Source organism: Streptomyces sp. NPDC031225, from assembly GCF_055570355.1.
Window position 1 is genome coordinate 155,100 of the sequence record NZ_JBVIHJ010000006.1, and the last position, 17,450, is coordinate 172,549.

Sequence of the window (17,450 nt, forward strand, 5' to 3'; positions counted from 1 at the left end):
GGGGACCTCAGTGTGTTTCCGTGTTGGACGCCGTGGCCGATGGGCCGGCGGTTTGGCGGGGTGCGGGGATGTCGCCCTTGCTGTTTCCCGGCCCGGGCGGCGGAGTGGGGGCGGTCGGCAGGCAGTTGCGGGTGCTGTGGCGGAAGCCCAGCAGGGCGACCAGGGCGGTCAGCCCGAACCAGGTGAGCTGGAGGGCCAGATGGCCGGGGACCGGGTTGGTGGAGAATCCGGCCGCCGTACTGCCCTGCATGGCCCCGTACGAGGGCAGGTAGCGCATGAACGGGTTGTCAGCCCCGGAACTCGTGATGGGGTTCTGCAGCGCGAGATCGATGATGCTGGTCATCACGATGGCGAACATCCCCTCGACCTCCCGGCGCAGCAGGGACCCGAAGACGACTCCCAGAGCGCCGTAAGTGAGTCCGGCGCAGAACAGGGAGGCGGCAAGGAGGAAAGGCTGGCGGGGGGTCCAGGCCAGGCAGATGACCGCGGTGGCATAAGCGGCCACCGCCGCCGAGACCAGAGCCAGAGCGGTGACTTTCGCCAGGACGAGGTGGGCGCGGGGGTAGCCGGCCATCGCCAGGCGGCGGTCGAAGCCGCTGCCGGAGAAGGTGGCGGCGAACATCATGAACCCGGTGATCAGGGTGACGGCGTTGAGCGCTCCGCTGATCGCGGTCAGTTCATTGCCGTGCGGGGCCAATGCTTCCCCGGTTGCGCGAAGCCGCATCCGGGCCGGGGTGTCAGGCATCGCCAGGTACGCCAGGGAGGTCCAGACCGGGACGAAAAGGATCACCAGAATCATGGCGAATCGGTTGCGGCCGTGTTCGAGGAGCGTGAACCGGGTGGCGACAGCGAAACGGGTCAGGTGAAACCTCACGCGGCGGCCCCCGACTTGTCCGCGCGCAGCATTCCGTTGTCCAGGCGCCACAGTTCGTCCAGGCGCTCTGTGTCGTACGCGAGGTGGGACACGACCAGGACCGAGCGTCCCGCGTCCCGCAGCTTCGCAGCCAGATCCCAGAACCGCTGGTAGGTGTCCCAGTCGAAGCCCTGGTACGGCTCGTCCAGCAACAGGACCTGCGGATCGTGCATGAGCGCCAGCGTGACGTTCAGCTTCTGCCGCGTGCCGCCGCTGAGAACCCCGGCCCGCTCGTCGGCATATCCGGTGAAGCCCAGCACGTCCATGATCTCTTCGGCGTACCGCACATCGGTGAGCCGGTAGGCCCTCTGGAAGAACGTCAGATGCTGCCGGACGGTCAGAGCGTCGTTGAGGACCACATGCTGCGGGCAGTAGCCGAACCGACCCCTGTGCCGGACCGAGCCGCGAGTGGGCCGCAACTCGCCGGACAGGACTTTGAGAAGTGTGGACTTGCCGGCGCCGTTCTCCCCGACAATCCCGCACAGCGTCCCGGCCCGGAGCCGCAGGTCAACACCGCGCAAGACCACACGCCGACGGTAGGCGTGATAGACGCTTTCAACCTCCATGCCAGCTTCCTCCTGTCGACACGACACGACCGCGCCCGAACGGCCTAACGATCAAGGGGTGGAACAGACACGAGCCTCACGTCTCCGCGTAGCCGCACCCCAAGATCACGCAGGGGATGTCGCTGAACTACACCGCCCCCCGCAACCAGCAGTTGACGGCGAAGACCACGCTGAGTGTGACCAGCCGCGACCATGTTGTTCATGGTCGCGGCCCATGGGCCGGCAACTCGGACGATGCGCCCGTTGAGCGCCTGCTGCACCGACAGGCCGGCCCCGGTGGCCATCGGGATGGCGGCGGCCAGAACGGTTGTCCAGGCAGCGCCTGCTGCGAGTTGCTCAGGCTTGTGGCCGTACCCCGCCCGGGGACGCTGTGAGGTGTCGGCCGTGTCCTGCCGAAGCGGGTCGGAACGGATCTCGGTGAGGTCGGAGGCCCGCTTCAGATCTTCGACGAGGGCGGGCTTCACGCCTTCGACGAGGGCGGGCGTATTCCAGTAGAGGCGTACGCTCTCGTCGCGCTCCAGCAGCTGGGGGCGGTTGTCGAGGCGGATCCGGCTCCGGACCGCGCGGACGCTGGTGAGCGTCCCGCCGATCTTCTTCGGCTCGATCGGTGTCTCGGGGTGGTCGGCGAAGTGGGCCTGGACGTCGTCGTAGGTGCGGTACCACCCACTTCCACGAGTCGGCGCAGTACGGCGCGGGCGCCGGGCATGACCGCGGCGACGGTGTCGAACAGCAGCTGCTCCGTCCAGCCCTCCCCGAGACTCGCCACCGAGGGTCTCCGGGCCCGGCCGGGGCTCGCGCGCGGGTGGGTCCGGCCAACTGTTGGTGACGACGGCGGGGTTGAGGCCGTAGGTGCCCTGCACGGCCGCGATCGCCTGCCCCTACGTGTCCCTCTGGGTGTCGATGGTCAGCTGCACACCCTCCCCCTCCATGTGCTCCTTGCCCGTCCCCACCCCCTCCCCGGCCATTGGTCCCTCAGGGGCGGGAGTCGGCCGCGGCGGAAGTCGTTCGCGGCGCCCTGCATGTCACCGGCGCCCTCCAACCGCTCCTCGTATTACGCCTCGGTGATCTGGCGGAAGCGTACGAAGTGTCCGGCGACGTAGGCCACCGCCTCGAAAGTAGCGATGGCCGCCGATGCCGTGGTGGCGAGGGGCCCATCAGGCGGACGCTTCGCATGTCAGTCCGTCACCTGTAGATCTTGCCGGGCTTGGCCTTGGCTGGAGTGAGCAGCTGGGAGACGGTCACAAAGGTGTAGCCCTGGTTCCTGAGCGTCTTCAGGATGGAAGGCATGGCCGGCACGGTGCCCTTGTGCAGCGGGTGGAGCAGGATGATCCCGTCGCGGCCTGCGCCGTCGAGCACGCGCTCGGTGATCAGCGGCGTGTCGTCCGTCTCGTAGTCCTTCGCTGTCACCGTCCACAGCACCTGCGCCATCCCCACTTCTTTCGCGACCTTGGAGACGCGGCCGTCGGTGCGGCCCTGGGGCGGGCGCATCAGCGTGGGCTCACTGCCGGTGATGCCGGAGATGGCCCGTGCCGTGCGGCGCAGCTCGTCGCGGATCTGCGCGTCAGACACATCGGTCAGCACCGCGTGCGTCCAGGTGTGGTCCCCGATCTCGTGGCCCTCCCTGGCGATCCGCCGCACCACATCCGGGAACCTGTGGATTCGTCGGCCCTCGAGGAAGAACGTCGACGGGGCCTTGTACTCCTTCAGGAGGTCCATCAGCCGGTCGGTGGGTTCGCCCGGGTTGCCGTCGAAGGTGAGCGCGATGCACCTGGCCTTCCGGCAGTCCACCTGTCCCGACGGGACACCTGCTCCAGAGGCGACCCGGTCACGTTCCTCGCGCGGGGAGAGCGTCTCCATCTTGTGCGCCTGGATGGCCATGGCGACGGTCACCGTCACAGCCGCCACCGCAACCAGGGTCAGGAGTATGAGCAGGCCAGGCCGCCTCTGCAGGATCTTCACGTCAAGGAGAAGATTTCCGCACCGGAAGGGTTGCCCAGCGGCCTCGACAGTGAGGCAGGACACGTGCGTGCATCGCTCTCAAGCGAGCTGCGGCGCGACCTCGGCTGTGATCCGCGCCCCTCGACATGCTCGGCCGCAGTACGCGTGGAGCGCGCAGGCTCCTACGGAGCCGAATGGCCCGGCAATTGCGCGCCGGGCCGGATCACCCGTGGTCGAAGTGGACCGGCCCGAGGCACATCTCCAGGTTCCCGGCCCGGCCGTTGACGTCTGCGGGGCGAGGGAGCCAGTGGTGGGATCGCAGGGAGACCGACCTGGCGGGGTGCGCTCGTGGCCGTGGAACGCACACCCGAAGGCTCTCGGCAGTGAGGCTGCTTGCTGTGTGACGTGGATCACGACGATGGGAAAACCTGTCGTCCGGGCCGGGCGTCTAGCAGGTGTGAGATCAGTCAAAGCAGCGCTGCACGAGGTGGACGAGGAGCGTCTCGTCCGGCTGGTGGCAAAGAGCGACCGTGCCGCGTTCGAGGAGCTGTACCGGCGTACGGCGCCGTGGATGGCGGTGCGGCTGCGCCGTCGGTGTGTGGACGAGCAGATCGTCGCGGAGGTCATGCAGGAGACCTACCTGGCGGTGTGGCGCGCGGCAGGTGCTTTCGCCGGGGCCGCGGTCGGAGGGACGGCCACCGGCTGGCTGTGGACGATCGCGGCTCGCCGCCTCATCGACGCGTTCCGGCGCAGGGCTCACCACGCGGAGCCGCCGCCGGCCGCCGCTCCGCCCGACGTGGCGCCCGCCGCCGAGGAGTTGGCGCTCGCGGAGACCGTCGGCGGTGAGGTGGGGGACGCGCTGCGGCGCCTCGCGCCGGAGCTGAGACAGGTGCTGCAGGCGATGGTGCTGGACGGGCTGTCGGTCCGGGAGACCGCGGTCCTGCTCGGGCTGCCCGAGGGCACGGTCAAGACCCGTGCCCGCCGGGCCCGTACGGAGATGCGGAGGACGCTGGCGTGAGTACCGAACACGCATCGAAGCGGATCATCGAGGGATACGTGCGCGGCGGCGCGGACCTTTCCGCCGACGAAGTGTGGGCTGTGGAGGCGCATCTGGGGATGTGCCGGCTGTGCCGTGACCAGTTGTCTGCAGCTGTCGGTGCCGGGGCGCCCGCCGTGGCGTCGCTGGTCGACACCGTCTGGTCGGACCTCGAACCCCAACTCGCGGTCACTGCCACGATGCCGCAACGACGGCGCTGGTCGGCACGCCTGTCGAGGTGGATGACGCCCACGATGGTGCCGTGGCTGGCCATGGTCGTGGGCATGGCGCTGCTGGCCCCGCTGCTCGAACTGGCCGACACCGGATCCGGCGAGGTGTCATTGGTGCTCCTGCTCGCGCCGGTCCTGCCCGTACTCGGCGTCGCGGCATCCTGGTCGCGAGGTCTGGACCCGGCGTACGAGCTGACAGCCTCGGTGCCCAGGGCCGGGCTCTATCTGGTGCTGCGGCGCACCGCGTCCGTGCTTGCCGTGGTCGTCCCCGTACTGCTGGTGGGCGGATGGGCGACGGGAGTGATGGTGGCCCAGTGGCTGCTGCCCTGTCTGGCCTTCACCTCTACGACCCTGGCGCTCGGCGGTGTCGTCGGTGTGACCCGCGCAGCCGTCGGACTGGCCGCTGTGTGGGCCGGTGTGGTCGTGGCACCGACCATCGCCACCCACCGTACGACCTTCGCCCTTCAGACCGGCGGCCTGCCTGCGTGGGGGCTGATCCTCGCGCTCGGTATCGGTGTCGTGATCGCCCGCCGAGGCGCGTACACCGTGCTGGGAGCTCATCGATGACCATCGGAAAGAACATGCGGAAGGAACACCACATGACGTCCGCCGTGAGCGCGGCCGACATCGCACCGACGGCCTACGCCTGGGAGATCCAGGCCACCGGGCTGAAGGTCAGGGTCGGTAGGAAACGGATGGCCGTCGACGGCCTCGACCTCTCGCTGGGCATCGGCGTCCACGGACTCCTCGGCCCCAACGGAGCGGGCAAGACCACCCTCATCCGTACGCTGGCCACCGTGCTGCGCCCCACCGAGGGCAGCCTGGAACTGCTCGGCGAGTCCGTGGGCCGTATGGGCGAGCACCGTGCGGTGCGCCGCCGAATCGGCTATCTGCCGCAGGACTTCGGCTACTACAAGCGCTTCACGGTGCGCGAGTTCGTCGAGTACATGGCGTGGCTGAAGGAGGTGCCGAAAGCCGACATCCCCGCGGCGGTGCAGCGCGCCGTGGAGCGGGTGGGTCTGGCGGACCGCGCCGACGACAGGATGAAGGCCCTGTCGGGCGGCATGGTGCGCAGGGTCGGTATCGCCCAGGCCATCGTCAACGACCCGACGATCCTGCTCCTTGACGAGCCGACGGTCGGCCTGGACCCGGCGCAGCGGCTGCGCTTCCGGGAGCTGCTGCAGGAGTTGGGTACGGACACCTGCGTGCTCGTCTCGACGCACCTGGTGGAGGACGTGGCCGCCGCCTGCACCGACGTGGTGCTCTTCGCCGAGGGACGCCTGGTCTTCAAGGGGCCTCCGGACGAACTGGCCTCGGCGGGCGGCCCGGAGCACGTGGGTGACAGCCCGCTGGAGCGCGGCTACTCGGCCCTGCTCCTCAACCCCGACCAGGCAAGGGGCACTTGGTGAACGGCCGCGTCCTGCGTATCGAGTTGAGGCGTTCGGTCGCCCCGTGGGCCGGCGTCGTGGTCCTGGTGCCGGCGCTGACGTTCCTGTACCTGCTGGGCGGCGCCTGGTGGAGTGGCACCACGGCATGGACGGCCCAGTGGACGCCACTGGCCCTGTGGACTCGCTCCCTGCTGTTCTACCTGTGGCCCCTCACCATCGGGCTCGGGGCGCTGCAGGGACTGCGCGACCACCGCTCGAAGATGTCCGAACTCCTGACGAGCACGCCGCGGCCCGACCGGCACCGCGCGGCCACCCTGGCGGGCGCCACGGCGATCACGCTGGCCTCGGCTTTCGCGATCCTCGTCCTCGTGGGTGGGGTCCAGGTGCTCAGCCACACCGAGTACACGCACCTCGGTTGGCTGCCGATCTTCCTGGTGGGGGTGCTCTTCCTCGTCGCGGGGGCCGTGCTCGGCATGGGGGCCGCGAGGGCCCTGCCGTCCCCTCTCACCCCGCCCGCACTGGCCATGGGCGCCTTCGTGTTCACAGCCCTCATGCACATGTCGCTGGGCCGAACGGAGACGGACACGGCGGACGGGCTGACGAACACGGAACCGAACCGGATCTCGCTGCTGTCACCGACGGTGGAAAACGTGCGCCAGGCGTTCGTCACCCTCTCCGCCCCCGTGCACGTCGGGCAGACGCTCTGGCTGCTCGGCATGACCGCGACCGGCTTCGCACTCCTCGTCGCCGCGACACCGCGCGCCCGGCTGACCGCCCTGACGCCGGTCCTGGCGGGTGCGGTGATCGCCCTGCTCGTCCTCCCCGCCGACGCGCGCCGGATGTACGTCGTCGACAAGGCCGCCGCGGAGCTGGTGTGCGACGGCCCGGTGTGTGTGACGAAGACGCAGCAGGCACGGCTCGCGGACCTCGAGGGTCCAGGTAAGGAGGCGTTGCGCCTGCTGCACGGTGCCCTGGGTGATCAGGCTCCGGACTCGGTCCGGGAGAACACCGCAGTGCTGCCGGAGGGTTCCACACCGCAGTGGTCCCGCAAGACCGTGCTCATCGACTTCGACGACGGTGTCGTCAGCGCAGCGAAGGGCAACGGACTGACCCGGGCCCTGATCGCCAAAGGCATGGTGCCAGGGTGCACTCCCGTCGGCTGGAGCGGCTTCGGAGGAGATGACTTCGCGCAGGCCGTCGCGGCGGGCTGGGTCCTCGGGGACCTCAAGCCTCTCGACGGCACGCCGGCCAGTCTGCGCAGCACGGTCGAAGACGAGACCCGCCCGGTGTGGAAGAAACTCAAGGCGCTTCCACGAGCCGAGCAGCTCTCACGGATCAACGCGATGCGCGCCGCCGCGCTCTCCTGCGAGGGCAGCCCGTTCGATGTGCTGTCCGGCGGTGCCTCCCGGTGAGGTGGCTGACGTTGTACGCACGTTCGCGTCAGGTACCCGCGTCGCTGGCCGCGATGCTGGTCGGCGCGGTGACAGTGTGGGCACTCGCCCGGCACGGAAGCTCGGGGCCCGGTGATCCGAAGCTGCCCGCACTCATCCTCACCACGGGGGCGATGGCGGTCTCGGTCGGGCTCGGCGGGCAGGACCTCGCACTGGACCGGACGGCCGCGATCCGCTGGATACCTCGCAGGTCGGCACATGTGCTGCTCGCCGGCGCGACCGTCGCCGCGGTGCTGCTGACAGTGCAGACCGTGGGTGTGTCCATGGCCACCACCGCGTTCATAGTCCGGGACAGCGCGGGCCTGATGGGACTGGTCGCCCTCGGCGCGGCGCTCTCGGGCGGGCAGTACGCCTGGACGCTGCCGTTCGCCTGGCTCTCGTTCGCGTTCTTCGCCCCGCCCTCGACAAGTCTGCCGATGCAGGCGGCGATCTGGTTGCTGCTCCCTCCCGGTGCGGCAGTGGGCACCTGGACGGCTCTGGTCCTCACGGTCGTAGGCACCGTGGCGTACGCCGTCGCGGGTCCGAGGCGGTGACCCGGCCCCGCAATCAAGGGAGCGCTGTCCAAGTCGGCGGTACCGGCCGAGAGTCGGGCTGTCCTGTGCGACGACCGAGCTCCTGGCGGCCGGGATTGCTCAGCAAACCAGGTGCCCGGGAGCGGGGCCAACTCGTCATCGGGGCCTTTGAGATGGGGCTCGATCACTGCGTTTGAGATGGGGCTCGGCACCTGCCTCGCTGACGGCGTCCCCGCTGCTGCGCGGGCCGAGAGCGGCTGTGAGGCCCGTATTGCCATGGCCCTGATGTGTGCGGGATGGGGCTATGCGGCCTAGGCCTACGACCGGCCCGGGCGCGCTCCGTCCGGGGTCCGGCGCTCGGCGCCTCAGTCCTCGAACAGGAGCCAGGCGATATGCAGTTCTTCCGCGCCCGGGCGGAAGATCCGCAGGAGTTCGGCGCGCTCGGGGTCGTCTTCGGGGAGGTACTCGGCCAGCAGCGCCTGCGCGGCGATCGTCTGCGGGCGGGCGCCGAGGGCGGAGCGCAGTTGGAGCGAGCGGCGCAGCATCGCCAGCCGCTGCACGGGCTCCTTGTGCGGCGTGAGGTGGTCATAAGCCTGGAACTGGCGAGTGACGGCGTGATCAAATAGGGGATGACATCGTTCTGGACCGGCGAACGGGTGCGTCTGCGCGGTATCGAGCCCGACGACTGGACGGCGTTCATGCGCTTCACTGCAGACGAGGAAGGGCTGGGAGACCTGCTGAAGCCGCCTCGTTCCGCCGAGGGCTACCGCGTTTGGGCGAGGGAGCAAGCCGCTGCCACATCCGATGGCGACTGTTTCCAGTTGGCAATCGAGGCCGTCGACACGGGCGCAATGGTCGGTGCTGTCGGCTCGCACCTTGCTGACTCTCATGCCGGTTGGTTCGAGTACGGAGTGACGATCGGTGCTGAGCACCGACGCAAGGGCTACGCGGTCGAAGCCGTCGTGCTGCTGCTGCGCTTCATGTTCGCCGAGCGCCGATATCACAGGTGCCAGGCGCGGATCTTCGCCCACAACGAAGCATCGCTGACACTCCACCGTCGGCTCGGCTTCACTGAGGAGGGCCGCCTCCGTGATCACGTGTTCGTCGCCGGCCAGCACCGTGATCTCGTCATGATGGGCATGCTGGCTGATGAGTTCGCCCGACTGCATACGATCAGTGAACTGTGAACTGATCGAGGGGCCAGCAATGAACACGGTTCGAACGTGTGGGATCCGGTGCTGGTGAGACGGCAGGTCGCGCAGCGGATGGTGCCCCAGGTCAGCCCGGAAGCGCGGGCAGTGGATGACGTGTCGTTTCCCAAAGAGGCCGGATGTCGGCGGGGATGCGGGGCTGGTCGACGCGGTCTTGTCGCTTCGTGACCGTGACCGGGTCTTGTTGGTCAGCCCTCTGGTCGGGGGCGGTTGCCGACCTGTCGGAGGCGTTTCACGGTACTTGTGGCCGGATTTCGTCACCGGTGGGTTACAGGTCGGAGTGTGGGAGAACTGCCAGCTGCACGGTGCTGTCTGGTTCGACGGGAGCGGCAAGGAGCCGTGCTCCGGACACCTGGAACTCGGGGGACAGCATGCGGTACGTAAACGGAATGCGCGGTGCGGCGATGGCGGTCGTCGTGGCTTCGGCGGCGCTGGCGGTGGCGGGATGTCAGCCTGGCGGGAGCGGTGCGGACACCGCTGACGGCGGCGTCAGCCCGTCCGCGGCCGTCAGCTCAGCGCCCTCCTCCTCCACGCCCGGCGCCCCACAGCCCAGCAGCTCCGCCTCCGGTTCCCACACGCCCTCCGCCCACTCGTCACCTTCCGCCTCCGCGCCCGCCGCCTCCACCCCTCCCTCGTCCGCACCCGCTCCGGGCGGCTCGGCGGCGACCTGTGCCGCGGGCAGTCTGAAGGCGACCGCCCGTCAGGCCGCCGTGCGGCCCGCCGGAACGGGCACCGGGGCAGCCGTCGTCGAGTTCACCAACGTGTCCGGACGGACATGCGTCCTCAAGGGGCACCCCACGGTGGCCGGCGCCGCGAACGGCTCTCCCGAGATGAACGTGCCGCTCACCGTCAAGCCGACCGGAGCCGCGACGTCTGTGAAGGTGGCCCCCGGCGGCAAGGCATGGGTGAAGCTGACGTTCGTGCAGGTGCAGGGAGAGGCCGACGGATACTGCGTGTCCGGTTCGGCGCCTGTGGTGTATCCCACGATGGTCGTCCGACTGCCGGGGTCTGGGGCTTACCAAGTGGCCCTGGACGACGGGCAGTTCGCCGAGTGCGACGACACCGTGACCGTCACCGCCGTATCGGCGCTCAGGCCTTCCTGACCGATTCCGGGCACAACACCAGACCGCGCAGCAAGACGCTGTCGAACGGAGCGGAGCCGGCTCTCACCTACCGCCTACGGTGGCGAGTCCGTCGTAGACGACATGCATGTGGCCTGGTGCCCCGCACACAGGACGTCATCGCCATCAGGGCACGGGGGTTACCGCACTCGATGTGAACCACTGCACCAGTGTCGCCGCAGCATGGACGCCGGCACGAGCGGCTTCCAGGGTCTCCGGCACACTGGGCACCCTGCCCACCGTGCCGGGAGGTCTGCCCCTCCCACAGCCTGCGCATCATCGCCTCGGCCGGGGCAGTCGATCCTGCCCCCAATGCGGTGGTGGCCTTGGGCGCCGCATCGCGGATCACGCCCAGCATGATGCCACGCGTCGCCGTGCTGTTGTTCGGTTCCACGACAGCGTGTTGGGCGGACTTGACTGCCTTGATCGCTTCGCTGTGCGCCCGTACCGGGTCTGAGCGCGGCCCGTACGCGGCCTGCCAGGAGGGCGGCAGGTGCTCGGCAACGGAACCCGCGTCTGGCACAGTCGATGCGTCGACGACTATCTCGCTCACCGCGTGGAGGACAGTGGGAACGCCGCGCTCCTCCCACCTCTCCCCCAGCCCCCCCGCGTCATTGACGCAGGGGCCGGTGCTCGGGCTCTTGCGGGCAGGAGTACAGAACGGGTCCGCGTCCGCGGCAGCCCTGGCCACGGTCTCGCAGCACAGCGGGTGGCGTTCGCAGACCGGCCGGACAACTTCCGGCGAGAACTCGATTCTGACGGAAATTCATCATGGCAGGTACATGGCGAACCGGGGTGGCAAGGCATACCATCGCAACGCCCCGGAGGGGCGGTCGACGGTACGCCCGGCCCCCACCGGACAACCCGCACCGCTCCTCCGCGTACCCGGCCCCGCCGGGGCTGGATTCCCCCCACGGATGAAGGAGCAGCAATGCCCCTCGGCACTTGGCTCAAGGCAGGCACTTCCGCCGCAGCGCTCGTCCTCGCCATGGCGGGCGCCGCGACCGCCGCTCCCGCGCGTGAATCGTCCGCCGGACAGGCGGCAGCGGTGACCCTTCGCTACGACGACAGCCGCGCCGCAGGCTGGGAGGCCGCGATCACGGCCGGAGTCGCCTCGTGGAACGCGAACGTAAGCAACGTCCATCTGGTGGAAGCGGCGCCCGGCACCGTGGCCGAGATCGTGATCATCGCCACCACGGGCTGGCCGCAGGCCACGCTCGGCCCCGTTCGTCCGGGCCGTCAGGTCCGCGTTGAACTCGGCAGCCAGGCCGTGGACCAGGGCTACAACAAGACCCGGATCGCCGCTCACGAGCTGGGGCACAGCCTCGGCCTGCCGGACACCAAGCCCGGCCCCTGCTCACAGCTGATGTCGGGGTCGAGTGCCGGCACGGCCTGCACCAACGCCGTACCGAACGCCACCGAGCGCTCCCGCGTACAGTCGGCCTACGCAAGCGGAATCGCCGTACTCGCGCCCGCTGACGGCCGGATTCTCGTCGACGCGCCCTGACCACACGGCCATCCAGCGGGTGTAGCTCCCGGGGATCTGGAAGAGATCCCCGGGACGCAGTGATAACGAGCTCACCCGGGCGGTCCGCACACGGGAAGCCGATCTGCGCGCCCTAGCGCAACGCTTGGAGGCTTGGCGCGCCGAGTGACGTTGGCACGTTCGGGAGCAAGTAGTTGGCGTGAGAGCCAGTTGTGCCTGCAGACCGGACAGGGTGCCCGTCGCGTCCCACATCATCGGTGGGTCCGTCACACTCGGTTCAACGCATCAGGGCACCCGTTGACACCCTGCCAGTTAGCCATGATCACGCCGATCTTGTCGTCGTGGTCAGCGAGCTCACTGTGCCGTCGCTGTAGCTCCGGTACGGGCATTGCCCGTACCGGGCCACGGCCAAGTCCCCCCGCCGGCCTGGCTGGTGGGGGCTTTCACCGATTCCGCCATTCGCCCGCCGCCTGCCGGGTGCACGCGGCGACACCTCCGGTCGGACCAGATCGCCCAACCTTGCCGGACTGCCGGCGCCCGTCGCCGTCGTAGCACCTGTCGCGGCACCAGGGACTGCCGCCGCACTACACCCAGCCACGTTGGGAAGCCCGCATCCCCAGCTGGAACCTGCTCGCCGCACCCAGCCGCTCCTGCAGCACGCTCACCCGCCGCCGCAGGGTCCGCAGACTCACTCCCAGATGGCGAGCGACCGCCTCGTCCTTCATTCCGGCCGCCAGCAGCCGGGTCAACGTCTTCTCGCTCTCGGAGAGTTCACCCTCGTCAGCCGCCTGCCCCAGAGGCGTCGCCTGCTGCCAGGCCAGCTCGAAGAGCTTCTGCAGAGCCTCGGTCACCGCCGAGTGCCACACCACGACGGCACAGTAGCCGCCGGCCACGGAGGCCGTCAGCGGCAACAGCGCCCGAGATCCGTCGACCACCAGAAGCTTGAGCGGCACGGACGGCAACACCCGGGCCTGCTCGCCGAGTTCGACCATCCTGAAGGCACGGGACAGCACCTTCGGATCCTCCAGGCCGGTCGCCGCGTAGATCCCGCGAGAGACGATCCCGCGGCTCAGCAGATCGACTTGGAGATCCACCTGCGGAGCGGCCGGGGCCAGATACGGCGGCGTGTCGAAGAGGCACACCTCGTGCTCCGCGCGTGCGTACATCTCCTCCAGGCGAGCCGCGATGGCGCCTTCGCCGGAGGCCACCTCGACCAGCCGGGACGGTTCCTCGCGCAACAGTCCCGCCTCGTACGCGGTCGCCATCTCCTCGGCCGTGGCGGCCAGCAGCTCGGACTCCGTCTCGCGCCGCCGGATCAGCCCGCGGATCGCCACCCGGGGGTCGACCGCCCGTAACCCGCCCATGGAGTCCGGTGGTTGCAGCAGCCCCAGCGTGAGCAGCCGGTCGCAGGCCTCACGGACCCGGGCCGGTGAGGCGCCGGTCAGCAACGCCCATCCGACCGCTCCGGCGTCGGGTTGGTTGAGGACCGCCTGATACAGCAGCTCGTCGAACGCGGAGACCCCCACCGCGGCCCAGGGGCTCGCGGCGGGGATCTGGTCTGCCGTGTCGTACGCGGTGTCCACCATGGCTCGACACGGTAGGCGATATTTGTTAAGGCTGTTAACAGACCGGGGACACCGTCGACTTCAGGCCGGTCACATCAGGTCACCGTCCCCGAACGCCTACTTCAGGCCGAACGCCCGCAGTACGGTCTGGTCGACCACGCTGCCGTTCCGGTCGGCGGCCCGCACTCGCAGCGACACGAAGTCGGCGCCCTTCGGGTGCTTGAGTTCCACCTCGCCGCTTTTCACCTTGACCGCCTTCCAGGTTGCGCCGTCGTCGTAGGAGACCCATGCCTTCAGGTCGGCGCCCGTGACGCTGCCCGCCTGAGTGCGCACCGCCAGTCCGAGCTCCGACTTGTGCCTGCCGTCGACGCGGTTGAGGAGGTCGAGCCCGGCCACGTCGTAGTCGACCGAGAGAAGCGGCAGCGCCGTCCGCTGGTCCGTGTGCGCCGAGGCGAAGGACCATTCGGTGTGGGTGCCGGTCGAATACGTCGCCCAGCCGGCCGTGCGCCGGGCGTCGAGCACGAGACGGTACGAGGCCTTCGCCGCCGGGACGTCGAAGGTGCCGAGTCCGCCGAGCGCGGTGTCACCGACCTGCTGTCCATCCTTGTACAGCGTGCCCTTCGCAGTGGACTGGACGTTGTCCACCGACTCGTAGTGACCGGGCGCCGAGTCGCTCAACTCCGGCATCGCGAAGGTGAGTTTGTCGCCGGTGCGCTGGGAGAGACCGTACTGCGCGCTGGACGCAGGACGGACGACCTGGCGCAGCCAGTCCTCGGCCGGCAGCTTGCCCGCCTTGTCGAAGGTCCGCAGGGCATTCCACTGCGGCTTGTTGGCGGTCGTGTCGGGATAGACGGCGTGCCAGATCCGGCTGTCGGACACGTTGTAGTACTCGGTGCGCTGCGTGCCGAGTTGCACGTTGTTGGTGGTGGCGATGTCGGCGGCCTGCCAGGGGCGGTACCGGTACACGGCGTCCTTGCCGACCTGGCCGGCCCGGCCCGCGTGGTAACGGACCGACTGCCTCACCGTGTTGGAGCTGTTCAGGTTGTACGTCTGGTCGGCCGCGACGGCGCCCGTCTGCGGGAACATCACGCTGTACACGTACGGGCTGACCGCGGTGCCCTTCAGCTTCAGGGTGACCTTCTTGCCGCTCTTGAGCAGGGCCCCGAGCTTCGCGCCGTCCTCGCCGGTGGCGGTCATCAGCGGGATGGTCGCGCTCTTCACCCAGGAGATCCAGTAGCCGGGCGTCTCGTGGTAGGCGAGGACGTAACCGGCCCCGGCCGCGGTGGCGTTGGCCAGCGCCTCGTCCGCCGTAGCGCCGCCGCCCACCCGCACGACCGCCACCTTGCCCTTGACGTCGAGCCCGTCGAAGTCGGCCGCGGAGCCGCTGCCCGCGTCCACCGCCCGGACCGTGCGGTCACCGCTGATCTTCACGGGGAAGCCGCTGGACGTCTGGGCGTAGTCCAGGGGCAACGCGTACTTCTCGGGGCTGGTGACGCTCGCCGTCAGCTCCTTGGCGTACAGACGGAACTTCGAGGAGAACTCGAACATGCCCTCGGTGACCTTCTCGGTGGGCGCCACGTAGACGTGGTCGGTCCACCAGCCCTGGCTGTAGGTCAGACCCCAGGCGGTGCCCGGGCCCTCCCGGTGCCAGTTGGTGCTGAAGCCCTGGAACTCGGAGTTCTCCTTGGTCTTCGGCTTGATCTCGACCGCCTTGCGGGCGTCGAGGACGACCTCGGTGTTCTTGTCGACCTTGATCTGCGGATCGCCGACGACCGAGGTGTTCGCCTCCAGTCCGGCCGCGTCCCGCTGCGAGATCCAGGACGCCACGCTGTACGTACCAGCAGGCACCTTGAACGTGTAGCCGCTGCCGAGGAACCCGTACGTCTCCGGATACGCGCCGTTCAGCTCCTGCAGCATGAAGATGGACGCCGAGGTGGACGGCTTGCCGTCGCGGCCCACCAGCGACACCTTCAGGTCGTAGGTCTTCGCCAGCTTTTCGAAGCCGATGGCGGTGGTGACCTTGACGCCGTCGGCGCTCGCGGTGACGTGTCCTGTGTACCGGCCCGTCGCCTCCTCGGCCGGATCGACCGTGACACCGACGGTGGCAGTGCCCTTCGCCGGAACGGTCACGGTGTCCACGGTCGGCGCAGCCTCGGACAGTGACGAGGCAACTTTCAACTCCACCGCCTTGTCAGTGGTGTTGGTGTAGGTGATGTCCTTGCTGTCCGCTTCGGTGTCGCTCTCCTCGTACCTGCCGAAGCTCAGGGCGGTCGTCGCGAAGACACCCTGGTTGACGGCCCGTACGGCATCCACCCGCCCGTCGCCCTGCTCGAACACGGAGTTGACTGTGTTCGTCTTCGCGGTGGTCGCCAGCGCCTGCTTGATCTGCTGCCCCGTCCAGTCCGGATGGGCCTGGGCGACCAGGGCTGCGGCGCCCGCGACGTGCGGGGTCGCCATCGACGTACCGCTTGACGTCGTGTAGTACTCGTCGACCGGCGTGCCCATGGTGGTGCCGGCCGCGCGGGCCGCCGTGATGGCTGCGCCCGGTGCCGTGATCTCCGGCTTGATGGCCGAGTCGCCGAGGCGCGGGCCGCGGCTGGAGAACGAGGCCAGCTTGTCGGACTTGTCGACGGCACCCACCGTCAGCGCCGAGTCGGCGATGCCCGGGGTTCCCACGGTCTGCTCGGACGGGCCGGAGTTGCCCGCCGCGATCACGAAAAGGGTGCCGGTGGACGCGGAGAGCTCGTCGACCGTCTCACTCAGCACGTCCGAGGGGCCGGAGGCCGTGCCGCCCAGCGACATCGACACGATCTTCGCGCCGGAGTGCGCCGCCCACTCCATGCCCGCGATGATCCAGGAGTCCTGGCCGTGGCCGGTGTTGTCCAGCACCTTGCCGACCAGCAGTTCCGCGCCGGGAGCCGCACCCTTGCGCTTGCCGTCCGAGGCGGCGCCCGAGCCGACGATCGTGGACGCCACATGGGTGCCGTGGCCGTGACCGTCCTGCACCGCCTCGTCGGGCACGAAGCTCTTCGTCTCGCCGATCTTCCCGGCGAGATCCGGGTGGCCGGCGTCCACGCCCGTGTCCAGGACAGCGACCTTGACGCCCTTGCCGTCGTAGCCCTCCTTCCACACCTCGGGAGCGCCGATCTGCGGCACACTCACATCGAGCGATGCCTCGACCTTGCCGTCGAGCCAGATCTTGTCGATGCCCTCGCCGAGCCGCTTCGCGGCGTTCGCCGTGGGGTCGGTGCCGAGTTCGGGGGCGATGTCGGCCCAGAAGGCGGGCGTCTTCTTCGCACTCAGCGCGGCACCGTCGATCGTGGGCAGCGCCAGCGTCCGACGCGCGCCGTCGGGGATCGCGCTGCCCTTCGTGTACGTCGCGATCACCGGGGTGGTGCCGGTCTTCGCGTCCGCGTACCCCTGCTGCACGAGCCGGGTGACGTTGAACAGTGCCGGGTCCAGACGGCCCGCGTTCACCAACGGGATCGCGTCCGCCGGCAGGACACTGACCTCGCCGTCCTTCTCGCTCGACACGAAGGTGGCGGCCTCCCGGCCCTTGCCGCGCTGCACGTCGACGGCGTACTTGCCCTCCGGGCCGACGCTGAGCGACACGGTGTCGCCGGTGATGAGTGTGACGGTCTGCGTCTTCGTGGCCGCGGTCTCGGCGCTGCTCCGCACGGGCGGGGTGTCCGGTGCGGCAACCCGCGGTCCGGACTCGGCCGTGGCGGGTGTGATCGCGCCTGTGAGCAGTCCTGCCGCTCCTGCCACTGCCCACAGGGCGTGAAGTCTTCGCATGGGTGGCGTCCTCCCCTGAACGCTGACGACGCTTCCGGCCTGGTGAGCGGAAGCCAGTGATCAGAGTGAGCGCTGCGCGGAAAGCGACTCAAGGGAATCCTGTGGCCGAGGAGTGCCAATGCCCTCTTCGGCCAAGGGAATTGATGGTTTTCGAACGCCCTGTCATCACACCTCCCTGGTCGCCCGGAGGGCGGTGCCAGGGCCTGTGTGAGGTCGTGACCGATCTCGGATTCTGACC

15 protein-coding genes are annotated in these 17,450 nt (G+C 69.3%); 8 read left to right on the forward strand and 7 right to left on the reverse strand.

Translation table 11 applies throughout. The features are described 5' to 3' along the window. Positions 1-7: 7 nt before the first annotated feature. The 4 genes from ACZ48Z_RS12460 to ACZ48Z_RS12475 form a co-directional block, all read right to left on the reverse strand. Complete coding sequence (locus tag ACZ48Z_RS12460; protein ID WP_468735785.1) at positions 8-874, reverse strand: ABC transporter permease; 867 nt, start codon at positions 872-874, stop codon at positions 8-10. Beyond that, positions 871-1,479 carry an ABC transporter ATP-binding protein gene (locus tag ACZ48Z_RS12465; RefSeq protein WP_468735786.1) on the reverse strand — a complete coding sequence of 203 codons (609 nt, stop codon included), beginning with the start codon at positions 1,477-1,479 and terminating at the stop codon, positions 871-873. The genes ACZ48Z_RS12460 and ACZ48Z_RS12465 overlap by 4 nt, the downstream gene beginning before the upstream one ends. Positions 1,480-1,523: 44 nt before the next feature. Further along, positions 1,524-2,339 (reverse strand): hypothetical protein, encoded by an 816-nt coding sequence (locus ACZ48Z_RS12470; RefSeq protein WP_468735787.1) that lies wholly within the window; start codon positions 2,337-2,339, stop codon positions 1,524-1,526. A gap of 322 nt (positions 2,340-2,661) precedes the next feature. Beyond that, positions 2,662-3,438, reverse strand: a complete 777-nt coding sequence (locus ACZ48Z_RS12475; protein WP_468735788.1) for a polysaccharide deacetylase family protein — start codon at positions 3,436-3,438, stop codon at positions 2,662-2,664. A 493-nt stretch (positions 3,439-3,931) separates the two neighbouring features. On the opposite strand from ACZ48Z_RS12475, the gene ACZ48Z_RS12480 reads away from it, so the two are divergent. Genes ACZ48Z_RS12480 through ACZ48Z_RS12500 form a run of 5 tightly spaced genes read left to right on the forward strand, consistent with a single transcriptional unit; the run spans position 3,932 to position 8,055 of the window. After that, the gene (locus ACZ48Z_RS12480) at positions 3,932-4,435 is read left to right on the forward strand and encodes an RNA polymerase sigma factor (RefSeq protein ID WP_468735996.1); all 504 of its coding nucleotides are present in this window, start codon (positions 3,932-3,934) and stop codon (positions 4,433-4,435) included. Further along, positions 4,432-5,250, forward strand: a complete 819-nt coding sequence (locus tag ACZ48Z_RS12485; protein ID WP_468735789.1) for a zf-HC2 domain-containing protein — start codon at positions 4,432-4,434, stop codon at positions 5,248-5,250. Before ACZ48Z_RS12480 ends, ACZ48Z_RS12485 begins: the two co-directional genes overlap by 4 nt. 32 nt (positions 5,251-5,282) lie before the next feature. After that, entirely contained in the window at positions 5,283-6,092 is an 810-nt protein-coding gene (locus ACZ48Z_RS12490) for an ABC transporter ATP-binding protein (protein ID WP_468735790.1), read from the forward strand. Further along, positions 6,089-7,483, forward strand: coding sequence for a hypothetical protein (locus ACZ48Z_RS12495; protein ID WP_468735791.1), 1,395 nt, complete (start codon positions 6,089-6,091; stop codon positions 7,481-7,483). The genes ACZ48Z_RS12490 and ACZ48Z_RS12495 overlap by 4 nt, the downstream gene beginning before the upstream one ends. Beyond that, on the forward strand, positions 7,480-8,055 hold the full coding sequence (locus ACZ48Z_RS12500; protein WP_468735792.1) for a hypothetical protein: 576 nt from the start codon (positions 7,480-7,482) through the stop codon (positions 8,053-8,055). Before ACZ48Z_RS12495 ends, ACZ48Z_RS12500 begins: the two co-directional genes overlap by 4 nt. 344 nt (positions 8,056-8,399) lie before the next feature. Here the strand turns inward: ACZ48Z_RS12500 and ACZ48Z_RS12505 are convergent, their stop codons facing one another. Continuing rightward, positions 8,400-8,594: a hypothetical protein gene (locus ACZ48Z_RS12505; RefSeq protein WP_468735793.1), complete on the reverse strand. Its 195-nt coding sequence runs from the start codon at positions 8,592-8,594 to the stop codon at positions 8,400-8,402. Positions 8,595-8,663: 69 nt separating this feature from the next. On the opposite strand from ACZ48Z_RS12505, the gene ACZ48Z_RS12510 reads away from it, so the two are divergent. From ACZ48Z_RS12510 to ACZ48Z_RS12520, 3 genes are all read left to right on the forward strand, one after another. Further along, positions 8,664-9,221: a GNAT family N-acetyltransferase gene (locus tag ACZ48Z_RS12510; protein ID WP_468735794.1), complete on the forward strand. Its 558-nt coding sequence runs from the start codon at positions 8,664-8,666 to the stop codon at positions 9,219-9,221. A 395-nt stretch (positions 9,222-9,616) separates the two neighbouring features. Then, positions 9,617-10,348 carry a DUF4232 domain-containing protein gene (locus tag ACZ48Z_RS12515; protein WP_468735795.1) on the forward strand — a complete coding sequence of 244 codons (732 nt, stop codon included), beginning with the start codon at positions 9,617-9,619 and terminating at the stop codon, positions 10,346-10,348. Between the two features lie 949 nt (positions 10,349-11,297). Beyond that, a complete protein-coding gene (locus ACZ48Z_RS12520) occupies positions 11,298-11,873 on the forward strand; it encodes a snapalysin family zinc-dependent metalloprotease (RefSeq protein WP_468735796.1) in 576 nt (191 codons plus the stop codon). A 563-nt stretch (positions 11,874-12,436) separates the two neighbouring features. Here ACZ48Z_RS12520 and ACZ48Z_RS12525 read toward each other — a convergent pair. Together ACZ48Z_RS12525 and ACZ48Z_RS12530 are read right to left on the reverse strand one after the other, a co-directional pair. Continuing rightward, positions 12,437-13,438: a helix-turn-helix transcriptional regulator gene (locus ACZ48Z_RS12525; protein WP_468735797.1), complete on the reverse strand. Its 1,002-nt coding sequence runs from the start codon at positions 13,436-13,438 to the stop codon at positions 12,437-12,439. A 96-nt stretch (positions 13,439-13,534) separates the two neighbouring features. Continuing rightward, the gene (locus ACZ48Z_RS12530; RefSeq protein WP_468735798.1) at positions 13,535-17,212 is read right to left on the reverse strand and encodes a S8 family serine peptidase; all 3,678 of its coding nucleotides are present in this window, start codon (positions 17,210-17,212) and stop codon (positions 13,535-13,537) included. Positions 17,213-17,450: the final 238 nt, after the last annotated feature.